The organism is Methanomassiliicoccales archaeon (assembly GCA_026394375.1).
Taxonomy (GTDB): domain Archaea; phylum Thermoplasmatota; class Thermoplasmata; order Methanomassiliicoccales; family UBA472; genus JAJRAL01.
Window position 1 is genome coordinate 1 of the sequence record JAPKYJ010000031.1, and the last position, 16,626, is coordinate 16,626.

Sequence of the window (16,626 nt, forward strand, 5' to 3'; positions counted from 1 at the left end):
AGGTCCCATATCTGATGGTCGCCTCCTTCATCCGTCGGATGTTGTCCAGCGGCGTCTTGTAGGGAAGCTCGCAGCCCGGGGCGAGGATGAATCCCGGAGCGTCGCCCCATAGCCCGATGACCCTTCTCACCTCCGCCTCCACCTCATCCGGGGTCCTCTTGAACAGCAGGTTCATGTGATCGATGCCGGCCATCATGCAGGTCTTGCCCTTGACGAAGGAGAACATCTCCGGCACGTCCACGGCGACCAAGTGGATGTGGATGGCGCTCGGGTGCAGCTCTACCTGCGATCGGTAGAAGGGCAAGGCGGAGCAGTTGTGGATGATGGTGCGCAGTCCGAGCTTATGGTACGAGCTCATGACCTGCCCCAGGTACTTGCGGTCGAAGCCTTCGTACATCTCCAAGGAGACCATCTCCTCGCCCGCCGTACCGTTCTCTAGGAACACGTCCTCCAGGCCGATCTTGTTGATGTGCTCTCCGTAAGCCTTGGCGCTTTCTGTCAAAGCTCGAAGAAGATGATGCACCAGGTCAGGGTTCTGGAAGTAGGCCATCATGAGGTTCTCCATGCCCACCACCTCCGAGGCGATGACGGTGGGGGAGTCGATGCATCCCAGCACGTCCACCTCCTCCCCGACCTCTGCCAGCATAAGCTTCGCCGCTTTCAGGGGCACGGACCAATGCTTGTCCTGCATTGGGTCGACCGGCCTGATCTCTCCCACCTTGGATATCGGCACGTACTTGTCCGGGCGGGGATAGAAACGGGGGTCGGTGAACTTCCAGGTGGTGCCGTGGGCCTGCGCTTCCACGAGGATGTCCCCCCAGCCGGCCATGACGTTGTCGAAGCCGAACTGCCTATACGCCTCCAAGGAGAGTCTAGCGAACACCTCCGGATCATCGAAGCCGTTCTTGGTCACCAGGTCCGTGGCCTTCTGGAGGTAGCTGGCTGCACCGAGGTGTTGATAGAAGAGGGGGATGCGGTCCGGGGTCTCCATGCGCAGGGCGGCCTGGAACCGCTGCTTGGGCGTCATATGAAGTCCAACGGAGGTAACGCCATAAAAAAGGTTGCGAAGCAATACGTCTCTAGCGAGCTTTTTTCGGCGCTCTCGGCTCGCTCATCCAGACATGTGAATATTTGGTTTTCAAACCACGTTCAATCCCAAGTCTAGATTTAAATACGCGCAGACGATACCAATGCGAGTGATTCCCAATGGGTTATGGCATTGCTCTTGACCTCGGCACGAGTGGTTATCGAACTCATCTCGTCGACCTTTCCCAAAACGGCAAGATCGTTTCCACGGCCATCACCATGAGGCATCCCTTGCCGGGTGCCAATATCATGGACCACCTGCATTTCTGGATGGAGAACGGCTCGGAGGTCGGGCACCGCATCATTGCGAAGACGGTGGACAAGCTCATCGGCCTACACAACACGGACCCGGGAGAGATCCGGACCATGGCCATCTGCGGCAATCCCGCCCAGCTTTCCATGTTCGAGAACATCGAGATCCGCGATCTAGCCTATGCCGGCAAGTCATTGCTCAAGCGCCTCAACGTCGACGTGCCGAAGAGGCGGGCGCACACCCGGGTGGCGTCCGATTTAGGTCTATCATCCGTGCATCCGGAGTGCGAGGTGCGCATTCCCCCGTCCATTCGCCATGAGATCGGGGCCGATGCGTTGGCGATGATCATGAAGTCCCACATGCTGGAGCGTGATGAGACCTGCATAGTCACCGACTACGGCACCAACGCCGAAATGGGGTTGTACGTGGATGGTGAGCTCTACACCGGCTCAGCGGCCGCCGGGCCGGCCATGGAGGGGCAGAGCATCGAGTATGGCATGCTGGCCGCGCCGCACGCCATCTCCGACCTGGAGGTGCAGTCGGACGGCAGCTGGCGGAATTTCGTTCTGGACGAGAGGCTCAAGGCGCAGAAGGGAGCGGCCGTGGACGTGCGAACGGGCAAGATACGGGCCCCCAGCGGCATCAAGGCGCGCGGCATCACCGGTACCGGCGTGGTGGCGGCGGTCGCCCTCGGCCTGGAGACTGGCGTGATCAAGCTTCCCAACCTCACCACTCCGGATAAGAAGATCCATCTGCAGGACGGCGTCTTCATCACCGAGCACGACGTCCTGGAGGCGGGCAAGGCCATGGGTGCCATCCGCGCCGGGCACCGTACGCTAATAGAGGAAGTGGGCATCGACGACGAGGAGGTCAAGGCGATGTATTTGGCCGGCGCCTCGGGCACATATGTCGACCCGATCAAGGCGCAGACCGTGGGACTCGTTCCCCGAGTGCTCGAGCGCACCTACCAATGCGGCAACACCTCGCTCATGATGGCCTACGACCTGCTGGTGCAGGACGAGGCCTTGGACAAGATGCAGTCCGTGGCGGACGGCATGGCGGCCAAGCACATCATGTTCGCCACCAGCAAGGTGTTCGAGGACATCTATGTGAACGAAATAGCCTATTGGTTGGAGGGCATGCCAAGCGAATTGTTCAATAAATTGCTCAAGGACAAAGGCTATCGTCCGCTACCAGAGATAAAGAGGCCCAAGGAGACGCTCCGCATAGTCTCCTCTGACATACCGATCCTAGGGGACAAAGGGCTGAAGACATTGGAGCACGTGGGCGTCTATCTCTTGGCCGAGCCAGAGGGCTGCAAGGGCTGCAAGAAGTGCATGCGGGAGTGCCCGGAACGGGCGCTACGCATCGAAAGGACGGACGAGGGCAAGTTCCGCTTGCGCATCGCCACCGAGTACTGCCTGGGCACCGCCTGCAAGAAATGCGAGTCCGTCTGCCCCGAACAGGTCATGCGGTTCAGCGACCTCAAGATCGTCCGCCGGGAGGAGACGGCGTGAGGATCGTCACCGTCGTCGACAACATGTGCGGGACCGCCTGCCAACCCTCACGATTGGTGCGCAGGCTGGACCGTCCAGACAGGCATTTCGTCTCCGAACAAGGACTTTCCATGCTGGTGGAGACGGACAACGGTCACAAGGTGCTGGTGGACGCCGGCGGGTCGGAGATGGTCTTCACCCACAACCTCAAGCTCATCGGTCTCGAGCCGAAGGACCTGACCGCCGTCTTCGTGACCCATGGCCACTATGACCATGTCGGCGGGCTCTCGCCGATCATAGAAGCGGGCATTCCTATCTATACTCACCCGAAGACCTTCGTGGGGAAGAGGTACTCCACGGCCGGAGAGGTCAAGACCGATGTCTCCACGCCGCAGACCGTCATCGAGAAATTGGGAAAAGCGCAGCTGCATTTCGTGAGCACTTCGACCGAGATCTTGCCGGGTGTGCGCATCTCGGGGGAAGTTCCTCGCGTCACCGACTTCGAGCAGACGGTCAACTTCCTAAGAGAGGAAGAGGGCAAGGTCTTCGAGGACCAGGTGTCGGACGAGCAAGCTCTCTACGTCTCCACCAAGCGTGGATTGGTGATCATCGCTGGTTGCGCTCACCCGGGGATAGTGAACATGGTCACCCACGCCAAGAAGTCCACCGGCAGCAAGATACACATGGCCATCGGCGGATTCCATCTCTCCGGCTCGACCCAGGAGAGGGTGCGCAAGACCATGGACCAGCTGAAGAACCTGGGCGTGGACCGCATCGCTCCCATGCACTGCTCCGGCTTCGAGGCCATGAAGATGTTCTCCGACAGGTTCGTCGGCTTCGAGCTCATGCCTGCGGGCAGCGAGATCGAGCTGGGCTGAGTCGAATTGGCCGATCGGATAGAGCCTCTTCCTTCTGATTGCCTAGATGTCCTGCACCGATTGCTCAAGGAGCTCGTCCGCGAAGGCAGCGGCGTGCATCGCCCTGCGACAATACTCGATCGGTCCGTACATCACGAAGTCCGCCCCGGCCATCATGGGCATGACCACCGAGGCCACGTCCACGTAGCGATAGATCTTCCGGTCTTCCCCCTTCAGCTTCGTCAGGGGCGGGAACGACTCCACGGCGTTATGGAGGGCGCAACCGCTGGGCAGACCCCATTTGGCCTTGGAGAGGGTAATGGCCCGCAAGGCGGCACCCGCGTTCTGCTCTGTCGCCATCACCGCCAGGTCCAGAAGCGGTTTCTTGATGCCCGCCTGCCCGGCGATATCGATCAACCCTCGCTCAAGCAGCCCGCCTCCGTTCTCCAGCAGGTAGATCTTGCCCTTGACGGCGATGTCCATAGGGTTGAAGGCTAGGAGCATGGCCGCCTCCACCCCGCACTCTTTCACCCCTTCCAGCTCCTTTGCCGTAAGGCCGGCGTTCAAGGTGTTGTAGACCACTCGATCGAGCACACCGATCCTGCTCGCCTCCGAGCAACCGCTCACCCTCACCTCCCAAGAGGGCGAATCAACGAACAGCGGCAACTTCGAGAGGTCGGCCACCTGATGGAGGTGAGCGGACATGGCTTGCTTAGTTTCAGCATAGACCATGACCGCCGGAGGAACATTCGTCTCATCCATGGCCGAGTGCAACCGGTTCAGCGTATCCTCCACCGACTGCTTCTTGCACTTGCCGGTCACGCGGTCCTCGACGATGCTGTGACCAGGATAGAACAAAGAGCCGATGAGCACGGTCCTTTTCTTTCCAGGCTGACCGCCGAAATCCACTCCGCCTATCTTGAAGCTGGTCTGTTGGTTCAAGAATCTCATCATCTCAGGTACCTCCGCGATAGTATGATCTTAGACGCTCCGCGAACTCCACCGAGGGCGCCTCTCGCACCAAACCGTCCACCGCGTCCAGGAACACACCGAACTCGGACGAAAGGGTGACGAGGCTCGCTTCGGTGCTGAGCCTCTCAGACGGGAATCGCAACATCTGGCTAGTGAAATCGATGGCCATGTTATCGATGGACTTGATGGCTTTTGTGGCCTCCAAACGCAGGGCGCGGCTGTGCACCACCATTCCTTCCTTTCCGTAGTGGCCAGGATCGCGGGTCAAGCAATCCTCGACCGTCCGGAGGAGTTCCGCCGTGCGTTCGGCGTCGAAAAGGTACTCAGGGTTGAAGGCGACGATTTCCTCCGCCTCCTTGGGGTGCACCAGGTCGATGACCTCCACCTGGTCCCGGAACCGGTCCACCGCCTCCCGAGGGATGTTGCAGAGATAGGGGATGGCCGATTTGGCTCCGATGATGCGCATCCGTTCGTCCACTCCGTTCTGCTTCAGTTTCGTGATTGCATCGGAGGGAAAATGTCCGAACTCCTCCTTGCCACATGCGATCAGAAAGCGGATGTGAGGGTTGGAGATGACATTGACCACCACCTTCTCAATGCCCAGGTTCTCGGTCTTCAAGGTGCCAATGATGGAATATCGGTCCTTGGGCAGCTCCACCACGCCCCGACCGATAACCACGATGGCCACTGAGCTGTCCCTTGTGCCCAGTTCGTAGGTACCGCTGAAAGGTGGCCAGCTCTCATTCATGTATTCATTACTCCCTAGAAGCACATTTCTGAATCCGCCCACTCGCTATTTATACCGCACGGGCGACGTGCCCACCTGGCGCTCCCCTCCCTCGCGCGGGGAGAGGGCAAAAAAGTAAAAGCAACACCGTTAAATAATCACCGCCTGTATCATATCCAGAGGTGGTAACCTGGACTATGTGCAGATATCGAAGAGGTTCATGGAAATCATCGGTCTTCAGTTCGAACCGGTGGCCGTGAACCTCATAAAGAGCGGAGAGCAGCTGCCCTCAGGATACAACGAGCCCGATAAACCCGTGAGGCACTGCCAATCGATTATGAGAGCGAGGAAGGGCGAGCAGCTGCTCATCCCCTCGAACAAGCACGCCTGTCCGGTGGGCGGGTCGGCGTTGGGCATCCTTCCCACTCCCGAAAAGGTCGTGAGCGGCGAGTTCCATCACAATCTGAAGATGTACGCCACGCAGGAGGCGGCGGCTAAGACCATGGCGGAAAGGCCCGCATTGAAGACGGGGAGCATCATAGCCACACTGGTCGGCCCATTGAGCAAGGCCAAGATGGAGCCGGACGTGGTGATCTTCTCGGGCACGCCGGAACAGATGTATTGGATATTGCCCGTGGCCACCACCTTCAGCATGGGAGGAAGGATAACGGTGGAGACCGGTTCCTTCCAGGCCTCTTGTGCGGATTCCACGGTCATCCCCTACATGCGTGGGAAGGTGAACATCTCCCTAGGCTGCTATGGCTGCCGCAAGGCCACCGACCTCAGGCCCGAGGAGATGCTAGTGGGCGTGCCCGGCTCCCGATTGGAGGAGATGTCCAAGAACATAGAGAAGCTGGGGGAGGAAGCCATAACCAAGTGCCGTACCAGGGCCACGTAAGGTGCCCCGGCCGTCCCTTTTTCAGGCTCGTGCCTCCGCCATCGTCGTTCTTCAGATAAAACGATTTTGAATTAAGCCGCACCGAGCGGTTGTGCGCGAACCCGGCCGAGGGTGAGGCAGTGGTCAGAACATCATTCGAGACAGCGGTTTGTTGGATTCGTATTGGAATCGGAGCATTGAACGTCTTGTCAGTCGTCGAATGAACATGGCTCTGATATGGATAAACAGAAAACATTACGTATAAGTAAACGTCCGCAGATTGGTTTGGCGGGGTTAACCCTATGAATCACGCCGAAATGTCAAAGAAGATTGTCGAGATACTCGGCCTCCGCAACGAGCCGGTTGCCATCACCTTCATTAAGAATGGGCAATCGCTGCCCGCTGGGTACGCTCAGCCGGAGACACCGATAAGGCATTGTCAGTCGATTATGCGCGCCAAGCACGGAGAGATGTTGTTGGTTCCCCCCGACAAGCAGGCCTGCCCCGTGGGAGCATCGACCATGGGCCTGGTGCCCTTGCCAGACAAGGTCAGGTCGGGCGAGTTCCACCATAACATGGGCATGTATGAAACGCCGGAGTCCGCCGCCAAGACCATTTCCGTCAGACCTGGATTGGAGATCGGCAGCGTCATCGCCACTGCGGTGGCACCGTTGAGCAAGGCCACCCTAGAGCCCGATGTGGTCGTCATCACGGGCATGCCGGAACAGGTTTTCTGGCTGCTTCCAGCCGCCACCACGTTCAGCATGGGTGGAAGGGTCACCGTGGAAATGGCCGCGGTGCAAGCGAGCTGTGCCGATTCCACGGTCGTCCCCTACTTGACGGGAAACGTGAACATCTCCCTGGGCTGCTTCGGCTGCCGCAAGACCACTGATATCAAGCCCGAAGAGATGCTGGTCGGCATCCCATTCAAGAGGCTTCCAGAGCTGGTCAGGGCCTTGGAGAAGATGGGCGCCGGTCCGATCCCAAAGTCCAGAACGAAGTAGAACTGGGGACCTTTGGTCCCTTTCCTTTTTCCTAGCTTTCCCTTCCGATTCTTTCTGGATCATAGATACGTCGATGCGGTTGTTTTGGGCTCCACTGCAATCTGCAACGAAACATTAATATCAATCAAAGGTGTGGACAATCGTTCGACCGAATCCCAGTCCTGCGAAATGACGTTACATAGGGGGGAGTGAGAATGTGGATATCACCGACTTGAAGATACTCAGAATGCTGAGGGACGACTCCCGTGAGAGCATGGGGAGCATGGCCAACAAGCTGGGCATATCGAAGGCCACCGTGAGCCGGAGGATATCCAAGATGGAAAGCGAGGACCTCATATCTGGCTACACCGTGGTCACGAACACCTCTCGCCTCGGCCTCATGCGAGCGATCATCGGTCTGGAAGTGGTCGGGCCTTCGATTAATTCGGTCATCGATGAGCTGCGCAAGCTGGAGGAGATAGAATTCATTCACAAGGTTTTCGGTGACCATTCCTTGCTTTGCGAGGTTTACACCAAGAGCGTGGATTCGCTCTACGACCTCATTCAGAACCGGATTGTCAAGGTCCCCAACATCCAGAACGTGGAAGTGGACATTTTCATAGAGAAGATAGTCATGAACCCGGACGCGGAGCTGGACCTCGTTTCCATCCAGCCATCTCTGAATAAGTGAGGGGGAGCTTCCAGCGCAGGTGTTTATTACGCGGAGCACGTTATCGGGCTGCATGAAGCTGGGTCCCGCACCGAAGAAGTACTTCGAGGACGGCCAACGCACGGTCGACCCGGCGACAACGCTCAAGCGCGTCGAGCCTCTCTGCAAGGTGGCCGGCGTGACCAGAGTGGCGGACATCACCGGATTGGACCGACTGGGCATTCCGGTCTTCTCCAGCATCAGGCCTTCCGCTGAGAGCGGCGCGGTCTCGGTCTACAATGGCAAGGGAGCTTCGTCCGAGCAGGCAAAGGTCTCGGCGATCATGGAGGCTCTGGAGCGCTATTCGGGAGAGGTTCGGGGAGACAGGGTGGTGCGAAAAGGCCTGGAGGACATGCTGGCCTCGGAGAATTCCATCGATCCCCGGTCCCTGGTCCTTCCTCAACGGACCACAATGCACATCATGCATCAGCCCATCGCCTGGGTGAAAGGCTGGGACCTCATCGAGAAGGAGGAGGTCTACGTTCCGGCCAGCGCGGTCTTCCACCCTTACACTTCGAAACAAGATATGCCGCTCTTCCGCACCAACACCAACGGGTTGGCCTCGGGCAACACCATGGAGGAGGCGTTGCTTCACGGAATATGTGAGGTGGTGGAAAGGGACGCCTGGTCCCTGTGCGAGGCCAAGCGGAAGGTGCGGGGGGAGGTGATACCTCCGGAGAAGGACGGCCTGGTCTCGAGGCTGCTGGATAGATTCAAAGAGCAAGGGGTCGAGGTCCACCTGAAGGACCTTACCAGCGATGTGGGCCTGCCGACCTTCGCCGCCGCGGCCGACGATGTGAGGCTCCAGGACCCCGCTCTCCTCTCCCTGGGAATGGGCACGCACATGAACCCCCGCATAACGGTCATTCGAGCCTTGACGGAGGTGGCCCAGAGCCGCCTGACGCAGATACATGGTGCCAGGGAAGACACCGTTCACGCTGACCAGAACCGCAAGCTCGGCTACGAACGCATGAAGAACCTGAACAAGATGTGGTTCTTCCCCTCGGCGGAGAAGCGTAGGCTGGACGACTACGAGGCATTGGACACTCCGGATGTCTTCGATGATCTGCAGATCGTGCTGGAGCGGCTCCGCAAACACGGATTCAAACGGGTGGTGGCCGTGGACCTGACGAGGAAGGAACTGGACATCCCGGTGGTGAGGGTGATCGTGCCTGGCATGGAGGTCTTCGCTTTGGATGACGAACGCGCCGGGCGCAGGCTCAGAGGGGAGTGGCCTTGAGCACCGTGGTCTTCTTGGGACCATCACTGCCGCATTCCGAGGCGAAGAAGATACTGGAGGCGGAGTTTCGTCCCCCGATTAGACGAGGCGACCTGCCAACGCTGCCCGAGGATGTCCGCCTGGTAGGGATCATCGACGGTGTGTTCATGTCCGAGGCCGCCGTCGGCCATAGAGAGATAGTCACGCTCCTGAAGCGTGGTACGAAGGTAGTAGGCGGAGGCAGCATGGGGGCCTTACGCGCATCCGAGCTGGAGAGCTTTGGAATGAGGGGAGTGGGGAGGATATTCGAACTCTACCTATCTGGTCAGGTGGAAGGAGACGACGAGGTGGCGCTCATTTTCCATCCAGAGACGCTCGAGGCGCTCTCCGAGCCATTGGTGAACATAAGGCTCAACCTGACGCGAGCGGTGGAGGCAGGGATCGTCAGCGAGAGCGATGCGTCGTTCGCGTTGGAGCGCATGAAACAGACGTATTTTCCGAAGCGAAGCATAGCCCTTCTACTAGATGTAGTGTTTGAGAGCGCGGGAGAGGGCGTCGCGAGAAACTTGAAAACATACATCGATGCAGAATATGAGGATTTCAAGCGGAAGGACGCACTAGAAGTGCTATCTACGTTGAGAAAAATGCAGGAAAACGCTAAAAAATGAGGGATTCCTTAACAACCTTAAATTGCAGTTTTACCGCGTTAAGTGGTGTCACGGTTAACGGACTAAATCGCAATAAATATTAGGTAGCAAATAAATTTCAATTGTTAAGCTGGATGGTCATTCGAGCTAATCAATTGTTTAGGGGTGGATGGATTATCCATCCATAACCAAGCTTATATGCCCTACGGCGCTTTGTTGTGTCGAGTAAGGGGAACCGGTTTTCGTCGAGAGAACGCTAGATTGGGGGATAAGTTGTAAAGCCTAGCTGCTCTCGATGAGAGTCGAGTTTTTCTAGAGAAAAGGAGGTAAAGAATGGCGAAATACAAGGACAAAATCGACTTGTACGACGACAGGGGCAAGCTTATTGAGAAGAACGTACCCCTGGAAGCGATCAGTCCTTTGAAGAATCCCGGCATCAAGCGCATCGGGTATCTCGCAAAGAGGACAACCGCCGTCGACCTCGCTGGTATTGAGAAGAGCCTCAAGACCGGGCGAGTCGGTGGCGGCTATATCAAGGGAAAGGAGATAGATGCGCCGGTTGTCAAGGACGCAGAAAAGGTTGCGAAGGCCGTCCGTGACATGATCAGGGTCTCAAAGGATGACGATACGGAAGTTAGGGTCCTGGGAGACGGCAAGAAGTTAATCGTCATGGTTCCGACCGCCAGGCTGGACGCCGGTATCGAATATACCACCGGCTTCACCGCCGCCGCGGCCGCTGTGACGCAGGCCATCATTGACCTGTACGACGTGGACATGTACCACGCCAACATGGTCAAGGCCGCCGTCTGGGGCAGATACCCGCAGACCCTGAACTTCATGGGATCGAACCTGAAATCCATCCTCGAGGTTCCGCAGAACAACGAGGGTGCTGGCTACGCGCTGAGGAACATCATGGCGAACCATATCGTTGCCATATCCGGCAAGAACGCCATGAACGCCGCCGCGCTGTCGTCCATCTTCGAGCAGACAGCTATGTTCGAGATGGGTGACGCGATCGGACCGTTCGAGCGGGGACACCTGCTCGCGCTGGCCTATCAGGGACTGAACGCGAACAACATGACGTACAGCATCGTGAAAGAGAACGGAAAGACCGGTACGGTCGGTAGCGTGGTCGAGAGCATAGTCGGACGCGCCATCGAGGACAAGGTCATCAGGGTGAAGGAGAAGCTGCCTTCTGGCTACAAGGTGTACACCACCAACGATATCCCGTTGTGGAACGCCTACGCGGCCTGTGGGTTGCTCTGCGCCATCATGGTGAACGTTGGTGCCGCGAGGGCGTCGCAAGGCGTGCCATCAACCATCCTGTACTTCAACGACCTACTGGAGCACGAGACTGGGCTACCGGGCACTGACTACGGTCGAGCCATGGGTACCTCGGTCGGCATGAGCTTCTTCAGCCACTCCATCTATGGCGGTGGCGGTCCGGGTCTGTTCCACGGCAACCACGTCGTGACCAAGCACGCGAAGGGCACGGTCATTCCGGTGATCGCGGCCGGCTGCGCGCTGGATGCCGGTACCCAGATGTTCTCGCCCGAGGCGACGAGCCCACTGGTGAGAGACGTCTTCGGTGACATACCGGAGTTCAAGGCACCGATCAAAGCGGTCGGTAAGGAGGCCAAGAAGATAATGGGCGAGGTGGCCTGATGAGGAGTGCCTCATCTCCAGAAGCGGTCCCGCTGCCGGAGATCATGGTAATGCCAAGCCGGCTTCTGTCCGCGGACACGACCGAGAAGGTCCTTAACCGGATCTACGAGGTCGAACACGTGCGACAGGTCACCTGTCAGGGCGAGAACCTGCCCAAGAAGGTGAACCTAGGGCCGGGCACTGGGCTGGAAGTCAATCACCCCGAAAGAAAGAAGATTACCGTCAAGGGGAAGGAGACCGAGCTCTGGGTGCAGGTGGGACGCATCTTCGTCGAGGTCGACGACATCGACAACGTGCAGAAGGTCACGGAGGCGATCGAGAAGATCTGCGAAGAGCTGCTCCCGTTCGGATTCGATTTGGAGATAGGAAGGTATTCCAAGTTCAAGCCAACCACTACCGATTACGCAAAAGGAAGGTGTTGAGTCATGGCAAAGTACGATAGGCAATTCTATCCTGGGAGCTCTGTGCCTGCGAAGAACAGGCGCAGATATGTTGACCCCAAGGTGAAGCTGGATAAGCTCCGTGAAATCGCCATGGAGGACGTGGTCAAGATCCTTGGCCACCGAGCCCCTGGTGAGGACTACAGGAGCATCCACCCGCCACTGGAAGAGGGCACGGAGCCCGACTGCCCGATCAGGCAGTTGGTGACCCCAATCGAGGGCGCGAAGAAAGGAGACAGGATCAGGTACGTGCAGTTCACCGATTCCGTCTATCTAGCCCCCATCGTGCCCTACTGCCGCGCCTGGCTGTATATGTCCAGGTTCCGTGGTGTGGACACAGGTACCCTGTCCGGAAGGAACATCGTGGAAATGAGGGAGAGGGACCTGGAGAAGCTCGCCAAGGAAATGATCGAGAACGAGACCTTCGACCCGGCAAGGGTCGGTATCAGAGGAGCCACTGTGCACGGTCACGCCTGCCGCCTCGATGAGAACGGCTTGATGTTCGACGCGTGGCAGAGGTACCGATGGAACGCCAAGAAGGGCGAGGTCGAATACGTGAAGGACCAGGTCGCCCTCCCGTTGGACAAGCCGATTTCCGTCGGCAAGCCCGCGTCGGAGACGGAGCTGAAGAGGAGGACCACCATGTTCCGGGCCGATGACGTAGACATGAGGTACGACAAGGAAGTCATGGCCATGAACCTGAGGATCCACAGACTGCGCACGCTAGCTGGATTCCAGCCCTGGACCATCAAGGGGGACTGAGCTAAATGGCAAAGGAGAAAGAGAAGCTGTTCCTGAAGGCGATGAAGAAGAAGTTCAAAGAGGACCCGACGGACGTGCACACCAGCTACTACTCCTTCGGCGGCTGGAAACAGTCGAAGAGGAAGCGGGAGTGGGTGGAGCAGGCGACCAAGATCGCCAAGGAGCGTGGCATCGTCATGATGAACCAAGACATCGGTGTCCCGCTAGGTCAGAGAGTCCTAATGCCTTACCAGCTGTCCCACACGGACATCTATGCTGAGGCGGACGATCTGCACTTCATCAACAACGCCGCCATGCAGCAAGCGTGGGATGATATCAGAAGGACCGTCGTCTCCGGCCTCGACACGGCACACACCGTCATCGAGAAGAGGCTGGCGAAGGAGGTCACCCCTGAGACCATCAACCGCTATCTGGAGGCAGTGAACCACACCATGCCCGGCGGAGCAGTCGTGCAGGAGCACATGGCTGAGTGCAGCCCGGCCCTGACCGCGGACTGCTACGTGAAGGTCTTCTCTGGGAACGACGAGCTGATGGACGAGATCGACAAGCAGTTCAGGATCGACATCAACAAGGAGTTCCCAGCGGACCAGGCCAAGCAGCTGAAGGAGGCTATCGGCAACGCCCTGTGGCAGAAGATCGCGTGCCCGACCTTGGTCGGGCGCGTCTGCGACGGTGGTACCATGAGCCGATGGAGCGCTATGCAGATATCGATGGCGTTCATCACCTCCTACCGCCTGGCGGCAGGTGAGGCCGCGATCGCGGACTTCGCCTTCGCAGCCAAGCACGCCTCGGTGCTGGAGATGGGTACGATGATGCCCGCTCGCCGCGCCCGCGGCCCGAACGAGCCTGGTGGCATTCCGTTCGGTTTCCTCGCGGACATGGTGCAGTCGTCGCGCGTCTACCCAGACGACCCAGCAAGGGCCTCATTGGAGACCGTGGCATTGGGCGCCGTTATCTTTGATCAGATCTACCTCGGTTCGTATATGTCCGGCGGAGTAGGCTTCACGCAGTATTCGACCGCCGCCTACACCGACAACATCCTGGAGGACTACACCTACTGGGCCGTGGACCTGATCAAGGACAAGTACGGTGGACTCTGCAAGATGAAGCCCTCCATGGATAACCTGGAGAAGCTCGGCACGGAGGTCAACTCCTACGCGCTGGAGATGTACGAGAGGTACCCGGCCGCCATGGAGGCCCACTTCGGTGGGTCTCAGAGAGCGACCGTCGCTGCCGCGGCCACTGGTATCGCCTGTGCGATGGCCACTGGTATCGCGGACTGCGGTGTGAACGGCTGGTACCTGTCGATGCTGCAGCACAAGGAGAGGCTCGGACGCCTTGGCTTCTACGGCTACGACCTGCAGGACCAATGCGGTTCCGCGAACTCGTTCGCCTACAGAAGCGACGAGGGCCTGCCCTTCGAGCTGCGCGGCCCGAACTACCCGAACTACACGATGAACGTCGGTCACCTGTCTGGATACGGCGGAATCGCCTCTGCAGCCCACGCGGCCCGCAGGGACGCATTCGCCTGCAGCCCACTCATCAAGGTGGCCTTCGCGGACAAGAACCTCCCGTTCGACTTCGCGAACATCACCAAGGAGTTCGGTCGGGGCGCAATGCGCGAGTTCATGCCCGCTGGCGAGAGAACCGTCATCATCCCGCCCGCGTGATCCGATGAAGGTCGGCGACTTCGCTAGGTATCGCAACACTGGCACCGTGGGAAAGGTGGTGGAGATAGTGGACAAGGCCGAAGGGACCTGGGTACTCCTAGATACCTACGGCCTGTACTACGAGACCTCCGCTTTAGACCCGGCGACGGCGAGCGAATACAAGGTGAGGCGCCAAGAAGAGACCTCGTTGGAGAGCCAACTGGAGCAGGTGGAGCGGCTGAAGGAACAGATCGCGGAAGCGGAGAAGGCCATCAGCCGCATCACTCCGTCCGGAACCTGAAACCCTTTCCAAATCTCTTATTTTCTTTTTCTCATGCTGCTAGGCGAAGCCATGGCCTGGCTCAGAGGCAAGAATGAGTTCGATCAGGCGAGCCTCGATGCGGCAGATTCAGCAATCGTCGTAGCCGATGAGGATACTGGCCAGCTTGGGGTCGTCCTTGAGATCGTGCACCGCTCGCACGAACATGTCTCCCAAAGGAGAGGGGGAACAGGAGACCACGTTCTTCGTTTCACGCATCGCCTCCACCTCCGGAAAGCTGACCGGTGGCATGCAGAAGCACTCCTTCTGCTTCGGCTTTCGGTCTATGTACACGATGAAGTCCTCGGAGAGGAAGATGATGTTGTCCTTGCCCTGGTACTCCTTCTTCTGGTGCGGGAAGATCTCCTGCCCGAGGATGAGGCCGTCCTCGGCCACCAGGAGCACGGTAGGCTCGGGAGGAGGGCGGAAGCGCTTGTCCTTGATCACCACGACCACATGATCTCGTTTCAAGCATTCCTCCACTCCCAGATTCTGGCAGCTGATGCCCAACGTGGCTTTGATGTTGGCCTCTATCTCGATCAGCTTGTCTCGCGCCCGATCGTCGAGCTCGAAAGCATGCTGCGTTCCCTCCATTCCTCGGAGCAACTTGAGAACCTCTTTCACCGTGACCATGACAACGAAACCCGAACGATGAACCGAGTAATCTAGCTTTCCCAAGGTACGCCGACAGAGCCATTGCTGGTGTCCATGGAACGAGCAAGCAGTAAATAGCCGGCGAGCCACTCTCTCACCCATGAGCCTAGAACTGATCACCAAGCAGCAGCCGCTGGTCATCAACGCCCTCTACAAGTACAAGCACGAGGTGTTCAAGGAAGGCGCGCTCTCCGTCAAAGAGAAAGAGATCATCGCCGTGGCCCTTTCCTGTCTTCTCAAGTGCGATGCCTGTGTGGATATCCATGCCAAAGATGCTTTGAAGGCCGGGGCGACCAAAGACGAGCTGCGAGAGGCCATCATCGTGGCCATGTACCTGGCAGGTCCGACAGCGGCCAACTGGTCGCCGGTCGTCGACGAAATCATCAAGTGATGCTGGCCAAGTCGTTCCGAAAGATCACGAGGTGGTCGTTCACTTCTGGAACGTGAGGTGGACGTCCCGCTTCAATCCCAGACCGGCCGCCACTTCCGCCGCCTTCAGCACCACCGTGGGGAGCACGCAGGTCGAATGCTTGAGCGTCCTCCCTGCCACCTGGTATACCTTGTTCTCCGAGAAGGGCATCTTGATAACGTCCATCATGGTCATGTCATCAAGCTTCGCCGCCATCTCTTGGACGTGCTTGCAGGCGCTCTCGATGTGGCATTTCAGTACGCCATCCTCCATCCACACTTCGACCTTTGAGACCAGTCGGCAGACGCCCGGGTCCACCGTGATGGTCGCCTTTCCTGTGTCCAACAAGACTCCGCTCCCTGGCATGTCACAACCCTCCTAGTTCAGCAAACGAACTCAGCGTTCCTTTCTGGACCGAGCCATCAGCTCACTGACCGAGCCGCGGGTGATATCGAAAACCCCGATGGCGGCGATGGCCTCTTTCCGCTTCATGATCGGCACCACTACCACAGGCGTGCCCCGATACTGACCGCTCGTGGCCACCTTCCGGATGATCTGTCCCCGCTTCAGGACCTCCTCCAATACCGGTCCTGTGTAGTTAGTGTCCACCACCTCTCCGTCCTCGCAGCGCACCCCGAATTGGTTGCGGGAACGCATGGCTACAGGCATTCGACCGACCAGCTCATGCACCGCCAAAGCCAAGCATTTCAGGTCCTCCGCCTCGGTGTCGGCCGACAAGAGCGAAGTGCCTTCGGTCCAGCAGCGGCGGGAGGTGTTTCCCATGGACAGCGCCGCGCTCACGGCCCCTTTCTCCGCTGCCTCGTAGGAGAAGGCTGAGCCGATGATGACCAAGTCCCCGTCCTCCACCTCGAACAGCCGTCTCAGAGGCGAGAGCATTTCCT

19 protein-coding genes are annotated in these 16,626 nt (G+C 58.5%); 13 read left to right on the forward strand and 6 right to left on the reverse strand.

What is annotated here, in order from left to right:
• Positions 1-1,027, reverse strand: a 1,027-nt coding sequence (locus tag NT137_08960; protein MCX6653461.1) for a hypothetical protein, incomplete at its 3' end; no start/stop codon positions are given.
• Positions 1,028-1,206: 179 nt separating this feature from the next.
• On the opposite strand from NT137_08960, the gene NT137_08965 reads away from it, so the two are divergent.
• Both NT137_08965 and NT137_08970 read left to right on the forward strand, forming a co-directional pair.
• Entirely contained in the window at positions 1,207-2,856 is a 1,650-nt protein-coding gene (locus NT137_08965; protein MCX6653462.1) for a methylamine methyltransferase corrinoid protein reductive activase, read from the forward strand.
• On the forward strand, positions 2,853-3,713 hold the full coding sequence (locus NT137_08970; GenBank protein ID MCX6653463.1) for an MBL fold metallo-hydrolase: 861 nt from the start codon (positions 2,853-2,855) through the stop codon (positions 3,711-3,713). The genes NT137_08965 and NT137_08970 overlap by 4 nt, the downstream gene beginning before the upstream one ends.
• 42 nt (positions 3,714-3,755) lie before the next feature.
• Here NT137_08970 and NT137_08975 read toward each other — a convergent pair whose 3' ends face one another.
• Positions 3,756-4,646 carry a hypothetical protein gene (locus NT137_08975; protein ID MCX6653464.1) on the reverse strand — a complete coding sequence of 297 codons (891 nt, stop codon included), beginning with the start codon at positions 4,644-4,646 and terminating at the stop codon, positions 3,756-3,758.
• A gap of 1 nt (position 4,647) precedes the next feature.
• Complete coding sequence (locus NT137_08980) at positions 4,648-5,412, reverse strand: hypothetical protein (protein MCX6653465.1); 765 nt, start codon at positions 5,410-5,412, stop codon at positions 4,648-4,650.
• Between the two features lie 199 nt (positions 5,413-5,611).
• On the opposite strand from NT137_08980, the gene NT137_08985 reads away from it, so the two are divergent.
• The 10 genes from NT137_08985 to NT137_09030 all read left to right on the forward strand — a co-directional run bounded on the left by NT137_08985 (position 5,612) and on the right by NT137_09030 (position 14,643).
• Positions 5,612-6,289 carry a DUF169 domain-containing protein gene (locus NT137_08985; protein MCX6653466.1) on the forward strand — a complete coding sequence of 226 codons (678 nt, stop codon included), beginning with the start codon at positions 5,612-5,614 and terminating at the stop codon, positions 6,287-6,289.
• Between the two features lie 296 nt (positions 6,290-6,585).
• Entirely contained in the window at positions 6,586-7,272 is a 687-nt protein-coding gene (locus NT137_08990) for a DUF169 domain-containing protein (GenBank protein ID MCX6653467.1), read from the forward strand.
• Positions 7,273-7,483: 211 nt separating this feature from the next.
• Entirely contained in the window at positions 7,484-7,942 is a 459-nt protein-coding gene (locus NT137_08995; protein ID MCX6653468.1) for an Lrp/AsnC family transcriptional regulator, read from the forward strand.
• Between the two features lie 52 nt (positions 7,943-7,994).
• A complete protein-coding gene (locus NT137_09000) occupies positions 7,995-9,200 on the forward strand; it encodes a YcaO-related McrA-glycine thioamidation protein (GenBank protein MCX6653469.1) in 1,206 nt (401 codons plus the stop codon).
• A 5-nt stretch (positions 9,201-9,205) separates the two neighbouring features.
• On the forward strand, positions 9,206-9,847 hold the full coding sequence (locus NT137_09005) for a TfuA-related McrA-glycine thioamidation protein (GenBank protein MCX6653470.1): 642 nt from the start codon (positions 9,206-9,208) through the stop codon (positions 9,845-9,847).
• A 312-nt stretch (positions 9,848-10,159) separates the two neighbouring features.
• Positions 10,160-11,491 carry a coenzyme-B sulfoethylthiotransferase subunit beta gene (gene mcrB / locus NT137_09010; GenBank protein MCX6653471.1) on the forward strand — a complete coding sequence of 444 codons (1,332 nt, stop codon included), beginning with the start codon at positions 10,160-10,162 and terminating at the stop codon, positions 11,489-11,491.
• The gene (gene mcrD, locus NT137_09015) at positions 11,491-11,913 is read left to right on the forward strand and encodes a methyl-coenzyme M reductase operon protein D (protein ID MCX6653472.1); all 423 of its coding nucleotides are present in this window, start codon (positions 11,491-11,493) and stop codon (positions 11,911-11,913) included. Before mcrB ends, mcrD begins: the two co-directional genes overlap by 1 nt.
• A 3-nt stretch (positions 11,914-11,916) precedes the next feature.
• Positions 11,917-12,693: a coenzyme-B sulfoethylthiotransferase subunit gamma gene (gene mcrG / locus NT137_09020; protein MCX6653473.1), complete on the forward strand. Its 777-nt coding sequence runs from the start codon at positions 11,917-11,919 to the stop codon at positions 12,691-12,693.
• Between the two features lie 5 nt (positions 12,694-12,698).
• Entirely contained in the window at positions 12,699-14,363 is a 1,665-nt protein-coding gene (gene mcrA / locus NT137_09025) for a coenzyme-B sulfoethylthiotransferase subunit alpha (GenBank protein ID MCX6653474.1), read from the forward strand.
• Between the two features lie 4 nt (positions 14,364-14,367).
• Complete coding sequence (locus tag NT137_09030) at positions 14,368-14,643, forward strand: DUF2098 family protein (protein ID MCX6653475.1); 276 nt, start codon at positions 14,368-14,370, stop codon at positions 14,641-14,643.
• Positions 14,644-14,751: 108 nt separating this feature from the next.
• On the opposite strand, the gene NT137_09035 is transcribed toward NT137_09030, so the two are convergent.
• A complete protein-coding gene (locus NT137_09035) occupies positions 14,752-15,294 on the reverse strand; it encodes a hypothetical protein (GenBank protein MCX6653476.1) in 543 nt (180 codons plus the stop codon).
• Positions 15,295-15,415: 121 nt separating this feature from the next.
• On the opposite strand from NT137_09035, the gene NT137_09040 reads away from it, so the two are divergent.
• Positions 15,416-15,706 carry a carboxymuconolactone decarboxylase family protein gene (locus NT137_09040; protein ID MCX6653477.1) on the forward strand — a complete coding sequence of 97 codons (291 nt, stop codon included), beginning with the start codon at positions 15,416-15,418 and terminating at the stop codon, positions 15,704-15,706.
• 39 nt (positions 15,707-15,745) lie between these two features.
• On the opposite strand, the gene NT137_09045 is transcribed toward NT137_09040, so the two are convergent.
• Together NT137_09045 and NT137_09050 are read right to left on the reverse strand one after the other, a co-directional pair.
• On the reverse strand, positions 15,746-16,090 hold the full coding sequence (locus tag NT137_09045) for a hypothetical protein (GenBank protein MCX6653478.1): 345 nt from the start codon (positions 16,088-16,090) through the stop codon (positions 15,746-15,748).
• Between the two features lie 30 nt (positions 16,091-16,120).
• A partial coding sequence (locus NT137_09050; protein MCX6653479.1) for a DUF2111 domain-containing protein occupies positions 16,121-16,626 on the reverse strand: 506 nt, incomplete at its 5' end.